20 protein-coding genes are annotated in these 15996 nt (G+C 45.3%); 19 read left to right on the forward strand and 1 reads right to left on the reverse strand.

Annotation, left to right across the window (positions count from 1 at the left end; translation table 11 throughout):
- Positions 1-118 precede the first annotated feature (118 nt).
- The 15 genes from BR02_RS0108365 (at position 119) to BR02_RS0108435 (ending at position 12592) form a co-directional block, all read left to right on the forward strand.
- Positions 119-739, forward strand: a complete 621-nt coding sequence (locus tag BR02_RS0108365) for a hypothetical protein (protein WP_031516088.1) — start codon at positions 119-121, stop codon at positions 737-739.
- 83 nt (positions 740-822) lie between these two features.
- A complete protein-coding gene (ruvC, locus tag BR02_RS0108370; RefSeq protein WP_031516090.1) occupies positions 823-1314 on the forward strand; it encodes a crossover junction endodeoxyribonuclease RuvC in 492 nt (163 codons plus the stop codon).
- A complete protein-coding gene (gene ruvA / locus BR02_RS0108375) occupies positions 1311-1931 on the forward strand; it encodes a Holliday junction branch migration protein RuvA (RefSeq protein ID WP_031516092.1) in 621 nt (206 codons plus the stop codon). The genes ruvC and ruvA overlap by 4 nt, the downstream gene beginning before the upstream one ends.
- Positions 1928-2935, forward strand: coding sequence for a Holliday junction branch migration DNA helicase RuvB (ruvB, locus tag BR02_RS0108380; RefSeq protein ID WP_031516094.1), 1008 nt, complete (start codon positions 1928-1930; stop codon positions 2933-2935). The genes ruvA and ruvB overlap by 4 nt, the downstream gene beginning before the upstream one ends.
- 64 nt (positions 2936-2999) lie before the next feature.
- Positions 3000-3542 carry an epoxyqueuosine reductase QueH gene (locus BR02_RS0108385; protein ID WP_031516096.1) on the forward strand — a complete coding sequence of 181 codons (543 nt, stop codon included), beginning with the start codon at positions 3000-3002 and terminating at the stop codon, positions 3540-3542.
- A 1-nt stretch (position 3543) separates the two neighbouring features.
- Positions 3544-3768, forward strand: coding sequence for a DUF2905 domain-containing protein (locus BR02_RS0108390; protein WP_031516098.1), 225 nt, complete (start codon positions 3544-3546; stop codon positions 3766-3768).
- A gap of 132 nt (positions 3769-3900) precedes the next feature.
- On the forward strand, positions 3901-5301 hold the full coding sequence (locus BR02_RS14810; protein ID WP_051688224.1) for a SpoIID/LytB domain-containing protein: 1401 nt from the start codon (positions 3901-3903) through the stop codon (positions 5299-5301).
- A 12-nt stretch (positions 5302-5313) separates the two neighbouring features.
- On the forward strand, positions 5314-6351 hold the full coding sequence (queA, locus tag BR02_RS0108400) for a tRNA preQ1(34) S-adenosylmethionine ribosyltransferase-isomerase QueA (RefSeq protein WP_031516102.1): 1038 nt from the start codon (positions 5314-5316) through the stop codon (positions 6349-6351).
- Between the two features lie 12 nt (positions 6352-6363).
- Positions 6364-7479 (forward strand): tRNA guanosine(34) transglycosylase Tgt, encoded by a 1116-nt coding sequence (tgt, locus tag BR02_RS0108405; protein ID WP_031516103.1) that lies wholly within the window; start codon positions 6364-6366, stop codon positions 7477-7479.
- 103 nt (positions 7480-7582) lie between these two features.
- Entirely contained in the window at positions 7583-7873 is a 291-nt protein-coding gene (yajC, locus tag BR02_RS0108410) for a preprotein translocase subunit YajC (RefSeq protein WP_084170991.1), read from the forward strand.
- Positions 7874-7941: 68 nt separating this feature from the next.
- Positions 7942-8601 (forward strand): HD domain-containing protein, encoded by a 660-nt coding sequence (locus tag BR02_RS0108415; RefSeq protein ID WP_031516107.1) that lies wholly within the window; start codon positions 7942-7944, stop codon positions 8599-8601.
- A gap of 94 nt (positions 8602-8695) precedes the next feature.
- On the forward strand, positions 8696-9937 hold the full coding sequence (gene secD, locus BR02_RS0108420) for a protein translocase subunit SecD (RefSeq protein WP_031516109.1): 1242 nt from the start codon (positions 8696-8698) through the stop codon (positions 9935-9937).
- Between the two features lie 12 nt (positions 9938-9949).
- A complete protein-coding gene (gene secF / locus BR02_RS0108425) occupies positions 9950-10840 on the forward strand; it encodes a protein translocase subunit SecF (RefSeq protein WP_031516111.1) in 891 nt (296 codons plus the stop codon).
- A gap of 80 nt (positions 10841-10920) precedes the next feature.
- Entirely contained in the window at positions 10921-11220 is a 300-nt protein-coding gene (locus BR02_RS0108430; protein WP_031516113.1) for an ACT domain-containing protein, read from the forward strand.
- A 13-nt stretch (positions 11221-11233) separates the two neighbouring features.
- Complete coding sequence (locus BR02_RS0108435; RefSeq protein ID WP_031516116.1) at positions 11234-12592, forward strand: PFL family protein; 1359 nt, start codon at positions 11234-11236, stop codon at positions 12590-12592.
- A gap of 298 nt (positions 12593-12890) precedes the next feature.
- Here BR02_RS0108435 and BR02_RS15885 read toward each other — a convergent pair whose 3' ends face one another.
- The gene (locus tag BR02_RS15885; RefSeq protein ID WP_337999132.1) at positions 12891-13151 is read right to left on the reverse strand and encodes a GNAT family N-acetyltransferase; all 261 of its coding nucleotides are present in this window, start codon (positions 13149-13151) and stop codon (positions 12891-12893) included.
- A gap of 234 nt (positions 13152-13385) precedes the next feature.
- Between BR02_RS15885 and BR02_RS0108440 the strand changes: the two genes are divergently transcribed.
- The 4 genes from BR02_RS0108440 (at position 13386) to BR02_RS0108455 (ending at position 15989) form a co-directional block, all read left to right on the forward strand.
- Positions 13386-13682, forward strand: a complete 297-nt coding sequence (locus BR02_RS0108440) for a DUF5665 domain-containing protein (RefSeq protein ID WP_031516118.1) — start codon at positions 13386-13388, stop codon at positions 13680-13682.
- Between the two features lie 44 nt (positions 13683-13726).
- The gene (locus tag BR02_RS0108445; protein ID WP_051688225.1) at positions 13727-14488 is read left to right on the forward strand and encodes a TraR/DksA C4-type zinc finger protein; all 762 of its coding nucleotides are present in this window, start codon (positions 13727-13729) and stop codon (positions 14486-14488) included.
- Between the two features lie 121 nt (positions 14489-14609).
- Positions 14610-15068: a signal peptidase II gene (lspA, locus tag BR02_RS0108450; RefSeq protein WP_031516121.1), complete on the forward strand. Its 459-nt coding sequence runs from the start codon at positions 14610-14612 to the stop codon at positions 15066-15068.
- Positions 15069-15071: 3 nt separating this feature from the next.
- Complete coding sequence (locus BR02_RS0108455; RefSeq protein ID WP_031516124.1) at positions 15072-15989, forward strand: RluA family pseudouridine synthase; 918 nt, start codon at positions 15072-15074, stop codon at positions 15987-15989.
- Positions 15990-15996: the final 7 nt, after the last annotated feature.

The raw sequence follows: 15996 nt of genomic DNA on the forward strand, positions 1-15996 counted from the left end.
TACTAATGTATGCAGGGGTGCAGTGATTTGTTAGTGGGCAGCCGTTTTTATGTATTAATAGGGGCGCTTATGGAAAAAATATCTAGCTAGAAGAGCAATATTGATGAGGTGGGTATGGATGAATGGGCGCCGATTAATATACCTAACGGTAAGTTTGTTAGCGGTGGTTTTTTTGTTGGGCTTTGCCTATTTGGTCACTGTAAAATTATTTAGCCCAATAAACCAAGGTCTTGCAATGAATGTGTCTGCAAACGGGGCAGATTTGGTTGTCAGTGATGATACGGTGCTGCGCATCAAAAATATTTATACTTGTAATGATGAAGAAGACTTGGGGGAAGAAGCCGCTGTTACCGGGTTAAAGGGCATGACTTATGAAGATTTACAGCAAATTTTTTCACCGGAAGACGGCTGGCAAGTAACTTTTGATTCGCCCAATGAGCTGGTGCTGGGCAGAATGATAGGTGAATTGTGCGCAAGGCATCAGCAATACCGGCACCTGGGAGTTTACCAAGAAAAGCTGGCTGTGTTTCAAGGGCCTTTAGGGGTGGATGCTGTTATGCTGCAGGTGCTGCAGCGCCCCGTCAAAGATTTACCGCCGGCTATGCGGGAACAGCTGGAGCAGGCCAAGAATTTCACTGACTTACCTTTGCAAACTAAGGAACTGCTAAAAAAAGAACTGGAATTTGAAAACGAAAAGAAGTTAAATGCTGTTTTAGAGAACTTGGATGAGCTTCACTAGGATGGGGTAGTCACATTTTGGGGCTAATGGTATAATATACATGTGAACAATTGTTCTTTAGTTAATTAGTTGGAGGTAAGTGAATGATTATAATGGGGGTTGATCCTGGAACAGCCATTACAGGTTATGGACTGGTTTATTATTCTCGCAACAGATTTAAACTGGTTGATTGTGGAGTGATTAGGACCCAATCAACATTACCTCTATATAAACGGTTAAGCACCTTGTACAGCGATTTAACTGCACTGATTAATGAATTTAAGCCCCAGCAGTATGCGGTTGAAGAGCTTTTCTTTAACAAAAATACCCGTACCGCATTGGCGGTGGGCCACGCCAGGGGTGTGGCTTTACTTGCGGGAGCCAAGGTTGGGTTGGATGTATTTGAATATACGCCCTTGCAGGTGAAACAGGCTGTGGTAGGTCATGGGCGTGCCCAAAAACATCAGGTACAGTATATGGTGAAGGAAATACTTAAATTGCCGGCGGTGCCTAAGCCCGATGATGCAGCAGATGCTCTGGCAGTGGCCATTTGTCACGCCCATTTTACCGGTGCCATGGGGAGGGTTTCCCTATGATAGCTTTTCTGCGCGGCAAATTGGCTGCTGAAACAATTGGTTCGGTGGTGCTGGATGTAAACGGTGTCGGTTATAGACTGCTGGTGCCTAACAGTACCTCTGCGCTGATGCCAAAGATAGGTGAAGAGGTTTTTTTGTACACTCATTTAGTTGTACGTGAAAATAACATGCAGCTCTATGGCTTTAGTACGGAGGATGAGCTCTCTACATTTTTAGCCCTACTGAATGTTACCGGTGTGGGCCCTAAGGGGGCCTTATCGGTGCTGTCCGTATACCGGCCGGGGGAGTTTAAAAGTATTATTGACCGTGAGGATATAAAGGCAATTATTAAGGTGCCCGGCGTTGGCAAGAAAACGGCACAGCGGCTAATTTTGGAATTAAAAGATAAGCTTGCTGATATTAAACCGGTGGAACAAAATAGCCAGTCACCGGGAAATTCCCTTGGTTCTTTGAGGGTTGATGCAGAATTTGCCTTGTTGGCATTGGGTTATAAACAATCCGAGGCACAAGAGGCGGTGCTGTGGGCGGCAGAATATCAGCCTGCGCCGGAGGATACTGCCGGTTTAGTAAAACTGGCACTTAAATACTTAATGACAAATAGCGGTGATAAAAGATGATTGAAAGGGATCAGCGCATGGTTACTGCCACTGTAACTGAGCATGACAATGAATTGGAAAACAGTTTAAGGCCCCGTTTTTTGGGGGAATATATAGGGCAGCAAAAGGTGAAAGAAACAATAGAGCTGTTTATTAAGGCTGCCCAAGGACGGGGAGAAATACTGGATCATGTCTTGTTATTCGGTCCGCCAGGCCTTGGCAAAACCACCTTGGCGGGGATTATTGCCAATGAAATGGGGGTTGACCTTCGCATCACCTCCGGGCCGGCCATTGAGCGCCCCGGGGATTTGGCAGCCATTCTTACCAACTTAAATCACGGGGATGTGCTGTTTATAGACGAAATACATCGCTTAAGTCGTTCGGTGGAAGAAGTTTTGTACCCTGCCATGGAAGATTTTGCCCTGGATATTGTAATTGGCAAGGGCCCGGCGGCACGCTCGATAAGGATTGACCTGCCTAAATTTACCTTGGTTGGGGCCACCACCCGGGCAGGTTTGTTGACCTCCCCCCTTAGGGACAGGTTTGGTGTGCTCAGCAGGCTGGAGTTTTATAAGCCCAGTGAATTGGCGGCTATCCTATGCCGCTCGGCCCGTATATTAGGTGTGCCCTTGGGGGAAGGGGGCGTGGAGGAAATTGCCAAAAGATCCCGGGGGACACCGCGCATAGCAAACAGGCTGTTGAAGCGGGTGAGGGACTATGCCCAGGTTAAGGCAGACGGAGTAATAACAGAGAAAGTTGCTGACAGGGCCTTAGGTTTTTTTGAGGTGGACTCATTGGGTTTGGACAGTTCTGATCGCAGGTTATTAGAAACTATAATTGTAAAATTCGGCGGCGGCCCGGTGGGTTTAGATACCCTTGCAGCCTCCACCGGTGACGAGGCAGGTACCATAGAAGATGTGCTGGAGCCATATCTGCTGCAGCAGGGCTTAATATCAAGGAGCCCCAGGGGTAGAATTGCAACTGATTTGGCATATCGCCATCTGGGAATAGCCCGCCCAAGCTAATGGTGCAGCAAAGGATGGCCCTTGGTGCTAATTATCAATCTTAATTATTGAAGAAGGGATGTTTATGCCTAAGATACTACTGCACAGTTGCTGCGGCCCATGTACAATTTACCCTTTGGAGCATTTGTTAACTGAAGAATTCACCGTTATGGCACATTTTTATAATCCAAACATTCACCCCTACACCGAATGGCAAAAGCGCAAGGAAAACTTTAGGTGGTTTGCTGACCATAATCACCTAAAAGCCATTATTGAAGATGACTACGACCTGGAGGGCTTTTTACAAAGGGTGGTGCACCGGGAGACAACCCGGTGTAGGTACTGCTACTGGATGAGGTTAAACAGGACGGCGCAGCTGGCCCGCAAGGGAAAGTTCGATGCCTTTACCACTACGCTTCTTGTCAGTCCCTTCCAAAAACATAATCTGATAAAGGAAATTGGTGAAGAGGTGGGGGAAAAATATGGCGTACCCTTTTACTATGCTGACTTTCGCCCGGGCTTTAAAGACGCTTATATGAAGGCGAAGGAGACCGGCCACTACAGGCAGCAGTACTGCGGCTGTATCTACAGCGAGAAAGAGCGCTATATGAAGAAAGGAGAGAAATAAGATGGAACCCATTCAGTCCCTGGGAAAAATGGTGCTGCTTATGGGAGTGCTGCTGTTAGTGATAGGTGGACTAATGATGGGTTTCGGTAAAATTTTTAATTTCGGCAAACTGCCCGGAGATATTCATATGCAAAAAGGAAACCTTACCGTTTACTTTCCCATAGGCACCATGATAGTGATTAGCTTACTGTTAACAATTTTGGCCAATTTATTTTTTAGAAGATGACTTTTAGGGGCAGCCCCCAGGGGCCGCCCCTAGAAATTTCATCTTTTCGCTCCCCACGGCAGGGAGTTGGCAACATCTGTCGAAATATAGTATTTATGTCAAAATTGGTTTAAATAACAGGGGGAGCAGCAAATGTTTAAAAAAACACTGGCATATTTGACCATATTGGCAGTGGTCTTGTGTACACCCATGCTTTGTCTCAATAACCTGAGTACTGCTGAAGGTGGGGTTGCTGTAACTCCTACTACCATACGCATCGGCCTGTTGCGGGATGTGCCGGAGGTTCATTTTTCTGTGCAGGGTAAATACATGCTAAAGAATGGATACAACGGACAGGTGATAGCCATGGCGGAGCCGGGTCAAGCCTATGTGGTGGAGCCGGCAGACCGAGGGAATTCCATTAGTTTAAGGGCCGGGGGTATGCAGTTAGGCTCCTTTAAAGGACCCATAGTGTTGCAGCGGGTAACCGAAGAAATTAGCATTACCTCGGGCTCCGGTGCGCTGGTTAAAAGAACCGGTGCCCACAGTTTAAGTGCAGTTGATGCCACCGGCGCAGTCACATCACTTTCCGACAATTTATCCGCCTATGCCGTCCTATCTGCCCAGGGGACCGGCAAACTGGTGGCCAATGATGAACTGCACTTGGTTACACTGTACCATGGCGGTTCATCTAAACGATACCGCGGGGATTTTGATTTTAGGATGGGCGATGCCGGCATTACCGCCATTAACGATGTACCCTTTGAAGAATACTTATACAGTGTGGTGCCCAGCGAGATGCCTGCCACTTGGCCGGAAGAGGCATTGAAAGCCCAGGCAGTGGTGGCCCGTACCTATGCCCTATATTCCAGAGGCCAATATATTTCATACGGCTTTGATTTGCTGGCCACCCAGCAAAGTCAGGTTTACCACGGATACGATTACGAACATCCGTCAACCACCCGGGCGGTGCAGCAAACTCAGGGTCAGGTTTTAACCCACCGTGATAGTTTGATAATGTCGGTTTTCCATTCCAGCAGCGGCGGTTATATTGGTAACTGCGGTGAGATTTGGCTGCAAAATGTGCCCTATCTTAAAGCAAAGCCAGATCCCTATGACTACAATGACATACATTACAAGTGGTCGGTAACCGTCAGTGCACAGCAACTGGCTAATCAACTGACTTCAAGGGACTGTGAGTTTAGTGCAGTCTATGATATTCAAGAAGTAAAACGGGATGAAAGTAAATCAAGGGTAACTTCTTTACGCCTGGTGGGTTTAGATGCCAAGGGCAACCCCAAGGAAATTGTCATTTCCAATGCCGACCGGGTACGTACAGTATTGGGTCTAAAAAGCAGCCTTTTCACCATGGACAAACAATATGACAGTGATAACAAGCTGTCTGCGGTGACCTTTGAAGGTAATGGCTGGGGGCACGGTTTAGGAATGAGTCAATACGGTGCCTTGGGAATGGCCAACAAGGGTTATAACTATCAGGACATTTTGCAATACTACTACACAGATGTAAAACTAGATTATAATTATGGAGTATGATGTAGACTGGATATGTATAATACTTCTCACTATGATTATTTCTTGCCTGAGGAATTAATTGCCCAAAGTCCACTGGAAAAAAGGGATCAGTCCAGGCTGATGGTGCTGCACAGAGAAACAGGACTAATTGAGCACCGAAATTTTAGTGATCTTCTTTTATATTTAAAAAAGGGGGATACCTTGGTTGTCAATGAGACCAAGGTACTACCCGCCAGACTTTTCGGTGAACGTCAGAAGACCGGGGCAAAAATAGAAGTGCTGCTCTTAAAACAATTAAGTGAAAGCCGATGGGAAGTGCTGGTCAAGCCCGGCAAAAAGGCAAAAATAGGTGAAAAACTTATATTTAAAAACAAGGGCCGGGTAATAATGGATGCTCTGGTGACAGATAATACCGCTGCCGGTGGTAAGGTGCTGCAATTTAACTACAAGGGTAACTTTCTGGAAGTAATTGATGCCATTGGCACTATGCCCCTGCCACCGTACATAAAGGAACAGTTAAAGGATAAGGACCGTTACCAAACAATTTACGCCCGGCAGGAGGGTTCGGCAGCGGCGCCCACTGCCGGCTTGCACTTTACACCGGAATTAATTGCCGGTTTGCAGCAAGAGGGGATACAAATTGCAAAAATATTATTGCATGTGGGCCTGGGAACCTTTCGCCCGGTACAAACGGAGGACGTTCGCCGGCACCAAATGCATGAAGAATATTACCAGGTTACCCCCCAGGCCGCTGACATTATAAACAGAAACCGTAAACAGGGAGGACGCATTATAGCAGTTGGTACCACCAGTGTGCGCACCCTGGAAACGGTGGCTGATTCCAAGGGTGAGGTACAAGCGGGCAGCGGCTGGACAGATATTTTTATTTATCCCGGCTATAAATTTAAATGCGTAGACTGTTTAATAACTAACTTTCACTTACCAAAATCGACACTGTTAATGTTGGTGTCTGCACTGGCGGGCAGGGATAAGGTACTGGAAGCCTATGGCCAGGCAGTGCAGCACAAGTACAGATTTTTTAGTTTTGGTGATGCAATGCTGATCATATAATTTGGAGGAACTATGAAAGCACCGGTAACTTTTAAAGTAGAAAAAGAAGACAGGCGTACCCGAGCCAGAACAGGGCGCTTGTTTACCCCCCATGGGGAGGTGGAAACCCCAATCTTTATGCCCGTCGGCACACAGGCCACCGTAAAAACCATGACTGCCGACGAGGTAAAAGAGGTGGGTGGCCGGTTAATACTGAGCAATACCTACCACCTATACCTGCGACCCGGCCATGAACTAATCAAGGAGGCGGGAGGCCTCCATAAATTTATGAATTGGCATGGCCCAATTCTAACGGACAGCGGCGGTTTTCAAGTATTTAGTCTTAGCAAGATGCGTAAAATCAGTGAAGAAGGGGTAGAATTTCGCTCACACATTGATGGGTCAAAGCATCTTTTTACTCCGGAAAAGGTAATGGAGATTGAGATGGCCCTTGGGGCCGATATTGCCATGGCCTTTGATGAGTGTGCCCCCTACCCCTGTGATTATAGTTATGCGAAAAAATCATTGGAGTTAACCACCCGCTGGGCAAGACGGTGTAAGGATGCCCACAACAGGGAAGACCAAGCACTCTTTGGCATTATTCAGGGCTCTGTTTACCCGGATCTGCGGGCGCAAAGTGCCCAGCAATTAATAGAAATGGATTTCCCCGGTTATGGCATCGGGGGCCTGTCGGTGGGTGAGCCAAAGCACTTGATGTATGAAATGTTAGAACATACCCTTCCCTTAATTCCCCCTGAAAAACCCCGCTACCTGATGGGGGTGGGTTCGCCTGACTGCTTAATAGAAGGGGTAATCAGAGGGGTGGATATGTTTGACTGTGTGCTGCCCACCCGAACGGCACGCACCGGAACGGTATTTACCCAATATGGCAAGCTAAATTTGAGAAATGCACAATTTGCCAGGGATTTTAATCCCATTGAAGAGGATTGTGATTGTTATGTTTGCCGAAACTATACCAGGGCATATATTCGACATTTAATAAAGGCAGGGGAGGTGCTGGGAATACGGCTTACCACCTGGCATAACTTGTATTTTATTTCGCGCTTGATGGAGAAATTAAGAGAGGCAATAAAAAATGATAATTTATTAGAATTTAGGGAGCATTTTTTTGATAAGTATCGGCAATAATGAAAAATATGGATATAAAAGAAGGAATTCATATAATAAAACAGAATAGGTTATTTTGGAAATAAAAAACTCATTATTCTGCTTATCGAAGGGGGGTTTGGTTTTGAGTCCTGAAATAGTATCAGTTCTTTATATAGTCGGTTTATTTGCGCTGCTGTGGTTTTTATTTATTCGCCCACAACAGAAGCGACAAAAGGAACACAACAAAATGATTAATGAGTTGCAAGTCAACGATGAGGTAACCACCGTCGGTGGTATCTTGGCCACGGTAGTAAAAATCAAGGAAGACACTGTGGTATTAAGACTGGCTGACAATGTAAGGGTGGAGTTCCTTAAAACCGCTGTTGGTCAGGTGCGCCGAAAGGCCAATGAACCAAAGGATGATGACGACTAAAAGAGTAGACTTTGTCTACTCTTTTTCCACATAATTTAAAGGAAATATAGAAGGAGGGCAATACTAAATTGATAACCTTGGAGGATGTTAAAGCCAATCCCATTATAGATGCTTGCATAAGAAAGGGTAACCAATTTTTAGGCGCAATGGGATTTACCGAGCATAGTTACCGCCATATTAATTTGGTTTCCAGCATCGCCCGGGAAATCATTGAAAAACTGGGTTATTCTAAAGAAGATGCAGAACTGGCAGCCATAGCCGGTTACTTGCATGACGTGGGTAATGTTATCAGCAGAAATGACCATGGCATATCAGGGGCAAACATAGTTTTTCCCATACTACTACAGATGGGTATGCCCCCTGATGATGTGGCCACAGTGGTCTCTGCCATTGCCAATCACGAAGAACAATACGGGCATCCGGTAAATCATGTGGCTGCAGCCCTAATCATTGCCGATAAGTCCGATGTGCATCGTTCACGGGTGCGCAACACCGATTTTGCCACCTTTGATATTCACGATCGGGTGAACTATGCCGCTGAACAGGCCTATATTTCAATTAACGAGGAAACACGCACCATTACAATGGAGTTAAACATAGATATTGCCATCAGCTCGCCAATGGAATATTTTGAGATATTCTTAGACAGAATGATACTTTGCCGCCGGGCAGCTGCCCATTTGGGCTGTTCCTTTGAACTGGTCATTAATGGCTCAAAGCTAATTTAAAGGCAGTGGCATAGGGTGTAATTAATTGACAGGGTCCTGTATACAGGTATATAATGTTCTTTGTTTATTGTAGTAAAAGGGGGAACTTTTGATTATGAGATGGGGCAGCACAATTAAATTATTTGTATTGCTAACACTGATAGCAATGGTTGCTGTACTGGCCGTAACCCCTGTTTTTCCCAAAGATAAGGTGCCATGGTTGCCCTTAACCGATAATGTCAACCTGGGACTGGATTTACAGGGCGGGGTACACGTAGTTTTAGAAGCTAAAGATACCGATGACATTAAAGTAGATCAAGAGAAAATGAATGCCCTGTTGGCCAACATTGAGCGCAGGGTAAACGCCTTTGGCGCAGCGGAACCTGTTGTTCAACAGCAGGGTGAACGCAGGGTGGTGGTGGAAATTGCCGGTATTGAAGACCCCGAGGCGGCGGTGGATTCTATGGTAAGAACTGCTTACCTGGAATTTATTGGCCCTGACGGGGAGATAATTCTTACCGGTGCCGATTTGAAAGATGCCCAAGAAAGTCAAGACCCCCAAACCGGTAGAGTGCAGGTAAATTTAGAGTTTACGCCGGAGGGTGCAGCTAAATTTGCCCAAGCCACCACTAGATTTGTTAACCAAAATATTGCCATATATTTAGATGGAGAATTGGTGCAGAATCCCAATGTAGATGAGCCAATTTTAAATGGTAGGGCTATGATCACCGGTTACAGCAGTTTGCCGGAGGCCCATGATGTGGCTGTGCTGTTGCGTTCCGGGGCCTTGCCGGTAAAGGTGGAAGTGGAAGAGAAGCGCACCGTCGGCCCCACCCTGGGCCAGGACTCATTGGACAGCTCTGTTAAAGCCGGGATAATCGGTGTAACACTGATTCTTGCCTTTATGATTACCTATTACCGCATACCGGGATTAATTGCCAATATAGCCTTGCTTATCTATTCATTAATTGTATTGGGGCTCTTTACTGCCTTTAATGTTGTGCTGACCTTACCCGGCATTGCCGGATTTATTCTGTCGGTGGGTATAGCGGTGGATGCCAACATTGTTATATTTGAGCGCATTAAGGAAGAATTGAAAAACGGTAAAAGTTTACGTTCAGCTGTGGATTCAGGGTTTAAAAGAGGTTTTACGGCTGTGCTTGATGCCAACGTCACCACACTGCTGGCGGCGGGAGTGCTGTATTTCCTTGGACACAGTGTAATCAAGGGCTTTGCGCTTACGCTGTTTATCGGCATCTCAGTGAGCATGTTTACCGCTGTTACATTAACACGATGGTTGCTACATCTTACGGTGGATACCCGGTTGATTAAAAATACAAAGTATTTTGGGGCATAAGGGGGGAGAAGCGTGCCTTTTAATCCTTTCAATATAGTTCATAAGCGGAGATACTGGTATATTATATCGGCAATACTCATCATCCCCGGTCTTATATCCTTGTTTTTCCAAGGGTTAAACCTGGGTATCCACTTTACCGGCGGAAATATCACTGAGATTAGGGTGGATCAATCAGTGACCACAGCCCAGGTGCGGGAAGTGGTAAGAAATCAGGAGCTGACTGATCGGTATATTCAAGAAAGTACCGACGGTGTATTTTTAATACGTACCGAAGTGTTGACAGAGCAAGAGACTAATGCTTTGCTGGCTGCACTGGATGAAGAATTGGGTGGCATGACCCTATTGCGCAGCGATAAGGTTGGCCCCACCATCGGCGCGGAAATTGCCCGCAATGCACTGATAGCTTTAGCCATTGCTGCGGTGTTAATGATGTTGTATATTGCTTGGCGGTTTGAATTTACCAAGGGCCTTGCAACCATTGCCACCATAGTACATGATGTGCTGGTGACGGTGGGTATAATATCACTGTTACAGTTGGAAGTTGACAGTGCCTTTGTTGCCGCTGTCTTAACCATAGTTGGTTATACCATTAACGCCACCATTATAATCTTTGATCGAATCAGGGAAAATATGGTATTAAAAAGGGGCATGAAAGTAGACCAAGTTATTAACATCAGTGTGTGGCAAACCTTGAATAGAACCGTTAATACTTCACTTACAGTATTGTTTGTGCTGGTGCCCTTGTTTATTTTTGGCGGCACCACCTTAAAGGGCTTTGCCCTGGCCTTGATCATCGGTGTTACTGCCGGGGCTTATTCATCAATGTTCTTGGCCGGTACCCTGTGGTATGACATAATCGGTGAAAGACGCCGTAAAAGGCTGGTGCGGGGTGAACAGAGTTAAATAATAAAATACGCGGGTTAGCCCGCGTGATTTTTTTATACTTATAAAAAAGCTCATGATCCTTTGAGGGGGGTAAGCAGTTGAAACATTTAAAAAAAGGTGAAGGTGGCAATAGAGTTATCATATCGGTAATTGGAAAAGACCGGGTGGGTATAATTGCCGAAGTTACCACCATATTACAGCAGTCCAATATAAATGTGTTAGATATTAGTCAAACCATTATGCAGGATTTATTTGCCATGATATTAGTGGCCGATATGAATGAAAGTAAAGTAGACATGGCGGAATTAAAAGATCTGCTCATCGCCAAGGGTGAAGAATTGGGTGTTCGCATTGATGCCCAACATGAAGATGTATTTTTATACATGCATAGGATATAGGGGGCAGTAAGGGATGCTGACGATGAAGGAAATATTAGAAACTATACGCATGGTACAGGAAGAAAACTTGGATATTCGCACCATCACCATGGGGATAAGCCTAAGGGACTGTGCCCACCCGGACCCTAAAGTTGCAACGGGAAAAATATATGATAAAGTAACCAGGTTGGCAGAACGATTAGTGGTGACAGGGGAAGAAATAGAAAAGGAATATGGAATCCCCATAGTTAACAAGCGGATTTCTGTAACTCCCATATCTATGGTGGCTGAGGCCAGCGATACCGATGACTATGTAATCTTTGCCAAGGCCCTTGATGAAGCTGCCGAACAGGTGGGGGTAAACTTTATCGGCGGTTTTTCCGCACTGGTACATAAGGGTTTTACCAAGGGGGACAGAATACTGATAGATTCCATCCCGGAAGCATTGGATGTCACCCACCGGGTATGTTCATCGGTGAACGTGGCCACCACTAAAGACGGCATCAACATGGATGCGGTGTATCGGATGGGCCAGGTGGTGGTGGAAACTGCCCGGCGCACTGCCGATCGGGATGGACTGGGCTGTGCCAAGCTGGTGGTATTTGCCAACGTTCCTGAAGACAACCCCTTTATGGCCGGGGCTTTCCACGGGGTGGGGGAACCGGAATGTGTAATAAACGTTGGGGTGAGCGGGCCCGGTGTGGTTAAGAATGCAGTGGAAAAGGTTAAGGATCAGGATTTTGGTGTGCTGGCTGACACCGTTAAGAAAACCGCCTTTAAAATTACCCGCATGGGTGAACTGGTGGGACGGACGGCGGCAAAAAAATTAAATGTTCCCTTTGGCATAGTGGATCTTTCGCTGGCCCCTACCCCTGCGGTGGGAGACAGTGTGGCTGAAGTTCTCGAAGCCATGGGACTGGAACGCTGCGGTACCCACGGCACCACTGCTGCCTTGGCCCTTTTAAATGATGCGGTGAAAAAGGGCGGCGCCATGGCTTCGGGCTACGTGGGTGGTTTATCCGGTGCTTTTATACCGGTAAGTGAAGATGCCGGGATGATCAGGGCCGTGGAAGAAGGGGTATTAACCCTGGAAAAACTGGAGGCCATGACCTGTGTATGTTCAGTGGGTTTAGATATGATAGCGGTGCCGGGCGATACCCCTGCGGAAACAATTGCCGCCATTATAGCAGACGAGGTGGCCATTGGGATGATAAATATGAAAACCACTGCCGTCAGAATAATTCCGGCCCTTGGCAAAAAAGTAGGGGACAGCGTCGAGTTCGGCGGTTTACTTGGCAAAGCCCCGGTGATGCCTGTAAAACAAGCTTCATCCAGTCTTTTTGTGAAAAGGGGAGGCAGAATACCGGCGCCCATTCACAGTTTGAAGAACTAGGTATAAATACATTGGGACGGAAATAAGGGCAGTCAGGGTAGGACTGTCTAGAAGATGGGCGGGCTATTTTTTACCAAGGCCTAATTTATAAGGGCATAACATATTAGTCACATGTAATATGTTATGTCCTTTCTTGTTCAACTAACGGCCCCCCTTAGTTGAAAATTATTTATACTAAAGGTCCTTTCTATTTTCTTTTGTTGCCCTTCATAAGCTGAGAACATAGCGTACATCTGTCAGTGGTTTATTATTAATTTCTAATTCATATTCATCATTATTGCAGTAAAAACCAAACTTCTCATAAAACCTTTCTCGCCCCATGGTTATCCCACAACACCCATAAATAACAATTCTTGTACCCCTTACTTTTCATATCAGTTAATGCTGTTTTTAACAGCCTATGTCCGTACCCTTTTCTCCAATAATCAGGAAGTATGTATATACTAACAATTTCCCGCCAATCTAAAAACTTTATATCCCTTGCTTTCCCAAAAGCAATACAGCCAACGGGGGTTTCATTAACATATAAAAGTTTTACAGTAAGAATGTTATTACCTATCCAATTTTAAAAGGCATTGACCTAAAAATCATCTTTAAGTTCATCCAAATATCCTTGGGGTATTATTCCTTTATAAGCAGTTTCCAACTCAGGGCGTGTATTTTGCTGATAATTTTTCTTTTTTGATGAAATGATAAAAAATGTATTATAGGGCAAATTAACAGCAGGGCAAATAGTTTAAGTAATAATTCATCTTCATCATTGACTTATATAAATTATCCAGGGGGATGAATAATGGCTGAAGTGACTGATAAAACTTTAAAAGCCCTGGAAGAGCGCATTCATAAGTTGGCCTTTAATATGGAAAAAATGAGGCTGGCTGAATATGTTCAACTGTTAGAAAGTCCCCTGAAATTGGTATGGATTAACTTTATTGGCGGTGTGGCCAGGGGGTTGGGAATTGGCGTAGGCTTTGCAGTGCTGGGTGCCTTTGTGGTTTATATTTTAAAATCTTTGGTGACTGTTCCGGTGATCGGCAACTTTGTGGCCCAGATAATTGAAATTGTACAAATAAGACTGGGTACATATTGACGGCTGTGTTTTTCTTACTTTAGAGGCGTGGAGGGTGATGCAGGGTGCAGCACAGACAGTTGCAATATTTGAAGCATTTAATGCTGAAGGAAAAGCAGCAACAACTAGAACGCATCAGAAGCATTAATGAAGGCGGTTTGGGGGAATCGATGGACAACTCCTTTGGTGAACTGTCCACCATAGACAATCACCCCGGAGATGTGGGCACAGAAATGTTTGAACGCAGTAAAGATTTTGCATTGAAGGAACAGGCCAGCACGGTAATTAAGGCCATAGACAAAGCTATGCAGGCCATGAATGAGGGTACCTATGGTAAATGTGAAAGGTGCGGGGCAAATATTCCCTACGAGCGTCTAGAGGCAATGCCATATACCACCATATGTAAGCATTGTAAAACTGAAGATGAGAATGCAGCCACAGGCAGGTATTCCCGGCCCGTAGAAGAAGAGGTGCTGCTAGCGCCCTTTGAGCGCAGTTTTAATGATAATACAGAAAAAAACTTTTACGACGGGGAGGATACCTGGCAGGAGGTGGCCAGACATGGCACCAGCTATGAAATTGATCCGGAATATGAGGTGGACAGCATAGACCCGGAGGGTGACCAAGGCCAGGTTCAGGGTGCAGCCGAAGAGGTGGAAAATATTCCCTATGAGCTTGGTGACGATGGGATGTTTTACGAAAGTTTTAGGCCCATGGAGGAGTTTGGCAGTGAACCGGTGGAAAAAATTAATGTGGGTAAACAACACCACAAGAACACCGAAAGCCCCCAAGACTATGACATGATAAACAATGAGAAAATAAAGTAAAATATTAATCAAATATAACATGGGTGTTTTTTTAGAGAAAACGCCCATGTTTTTATTTTTAGGATAATTATGCTATATTAATAGTATTTGGCTGTAAATTATGTGAGTGGAGGTTGTCCCCTTGAGATTAGTTCTTACTGCGCTGGTAGTATTATTTTTGGATTTATGGTCTAAATATATTGTAATGACTAAGCTGAACTTGTACCAGTCCATACCGGTAATAGAAAACATATTCCATATCACTTATATACATAATCCGGGAGCCGCCTTTGGTATTTTGGCTAACCAAACCACTGTTTTCATAGTGGTTACAGTATTGGTACTCTTGGGCATAGCCTTTTTTTATAAACATATTAAAAATGAAGGGTTGCCGGTACAGTTGGCCTTAGGTATGGTTGCAGGGGGTGCGGTGGGCAATTTAATTGACCGCATTCGTTATGGCGAGGTGGTTGATTTTTTAGATTTTCGCATCTGGCCCGTTTTTAACCTGGCGGATACCTTTATTGTAATCGGAGTGGCATTTTTAATATATGACATATTAGCAAGACCGGATATTGATAAGGGTGAGGAGGCAAAGTAAATTATGCCGATGTTGCATCGTTTGCAGGTTGGAGAAAATGAGGCCGGCCGGCGGCTGGACAAGTATTTGGCCCAGGAAATAAATAATCTCACTCGCACCTATATTCAATCTTTACTGGATGATGGTTTGGTAACGGTTAACGGCGCAAAGACAAAGGCCAGTTATAAAGTTCAAGAGGGTGACACCATTGTCTTGGAAGAGCCCGACCCGGTGGAGCTTTCCATTGAACCGGAAAACATACCCCTTGATATTTGTTATGAAGACAGCGATATTTTAGTGGTAAACAAGCCCCAGGGTATGGTGGTGCACCCGGCAGAGGGCAATTATACCGGCACCCTGGTGAACGCCTTGCTGTATCACTGCAAAGAACTTTCGCGCATCAACGGGGAATTGCGGCCGGGTATTGTGCACCGCATAGACAAAGATACCAGCGGCTTATTGGTGGTGGCTAAAAATGACAGTGCCCACACCCACTTGGCTCAGCAATTAAAAGAACACAAGGTGATTAGAAAGTACCTGGCCCTGGTACATGGAAATATAAAAAGTGATGTGGGTACCATCGATGCACCCATAGGTCGTGACCCCAAGGAACGCCAGCGCATGGCCGTTGTCCATAAGAATTCTAAGGCAGCGGTGACCCATTTTACTGTCAAAGAACGTTTTGGCCGCTATACATTGGTGGAGTGCCAATTGGAAACAGGGCGCACTCACCAAATCCGCGTTCATATGGCATATATAAAACACCCGGTGGTGGGTGATGCCAAATATGGCGGTCAAACCAAAGCTTTTAAATTAACAGGGCAGCTTTTACATGCCATGTTCTTAAGTTTTAAACACCCCCGCACCGGAGAACAAATTGAATTTAAGTCACCTTTACCAAAACATTTTCTGGCGGCAATTAATAAAATTAGAAACCAATGATTACTTT

Source organism: Desulfofalx alkaliphila DSM 12257, from assembly GCF_000711975.1.
Taxonomy (GTDB): Bacteria; Bacillota; Desulfotomaculia; order Desulfotomaculales; family Desulfohalotomaculaceae; genus Desulfofalx; species Desulfofalx alkaliphila.

Bases quoted from the DNA above. Each gene is read 5' to 3' on its own strand.
- ruvC (WP_031516090.1), top strand. From the start codon at position 823: ATGATTATAATGGGGGTTGATCCTGGAACAGCCATTACAGGTTATGGA.
- BR02_RS0108390 (WP_031516098.1), top strand. From the start codon at position 3,544: ATGGAACCCATTCAGTCCCTGGGAAAAATGGTGCTGCTTATGGGAGTG.
- BR02_RS0108455 (WP_031516124.1), top strand. From the start codon at position 15,072: ATGCCGATGTTGCATCGTTTGCAGGTTGGAGAAAATGAGGCCGGCCGG.
- BR02_RS0108385 (WP_031516096.1), top strand. From the start codon at position 3,000: ATGCCTAAGATACTACTGCACAGTTGCTGCGGCCCATGTACAATTTAC.
- secD (WP_031516109.1), top strand. From the start codon at position 8,696: ATGAGATGGGGCAGCACAATTAAATTATTTGTATTGCTAACACTGATA.
- BR02_RS0108440 (WP_031516118.1), top strand. From the start codon at position 13,386: ATGGCTGAAGTGACTGATAAAACTTTAAAAGCCCTGGAAGAGCGCATT.
- ruvA (WP_031516092.1), top strand. From the start codon at position 1,311: ATGATAGCTTTTCTGCGCGGCAAATTGGCTGCTGAAACAATTGGTTCG.
- ruvB (WP_031516094.1), top strand. From the start codon at position 1,928: ATGATTGAAAGGGATCAGCGCATGGTTACTGCCACTGTAACTGAGCAT.
- BR02_RS0108435 (WP_031516116.1), top strand. From the start codon at position 11,234: ATGCTGACGATGAAGGAAATATTAGAAACTATACGCATGGTACAGGAA.
- queA (WP_031516102.1), top strand. From the start codon at position 5,314: ATGTATAATACTTCTCACTATGATTATTTCTTGCCTGAGGAATTAATT.
- BR02_RS14810 (WP_051688224.1), top strand. From the start codon at position 3,901: ATGTTTAAAAAAACACTGGCATATTTGACCATATTGGCAGTGGTCTTG.
- BR02_RS0108365 (WP_031516088.1), top strand. From the start codon at position 119: ATGAATGGGCGCCGATTAATATACCTAACGGTAAGTTTGTTAGCGGTG.
- tgt (WP_031516103.1), top strand. From the start codon at position 6,364: ATGAAAGCACCGGTAACTTTTAAAGTAGAAAAAGAAGACAGGCGTACC.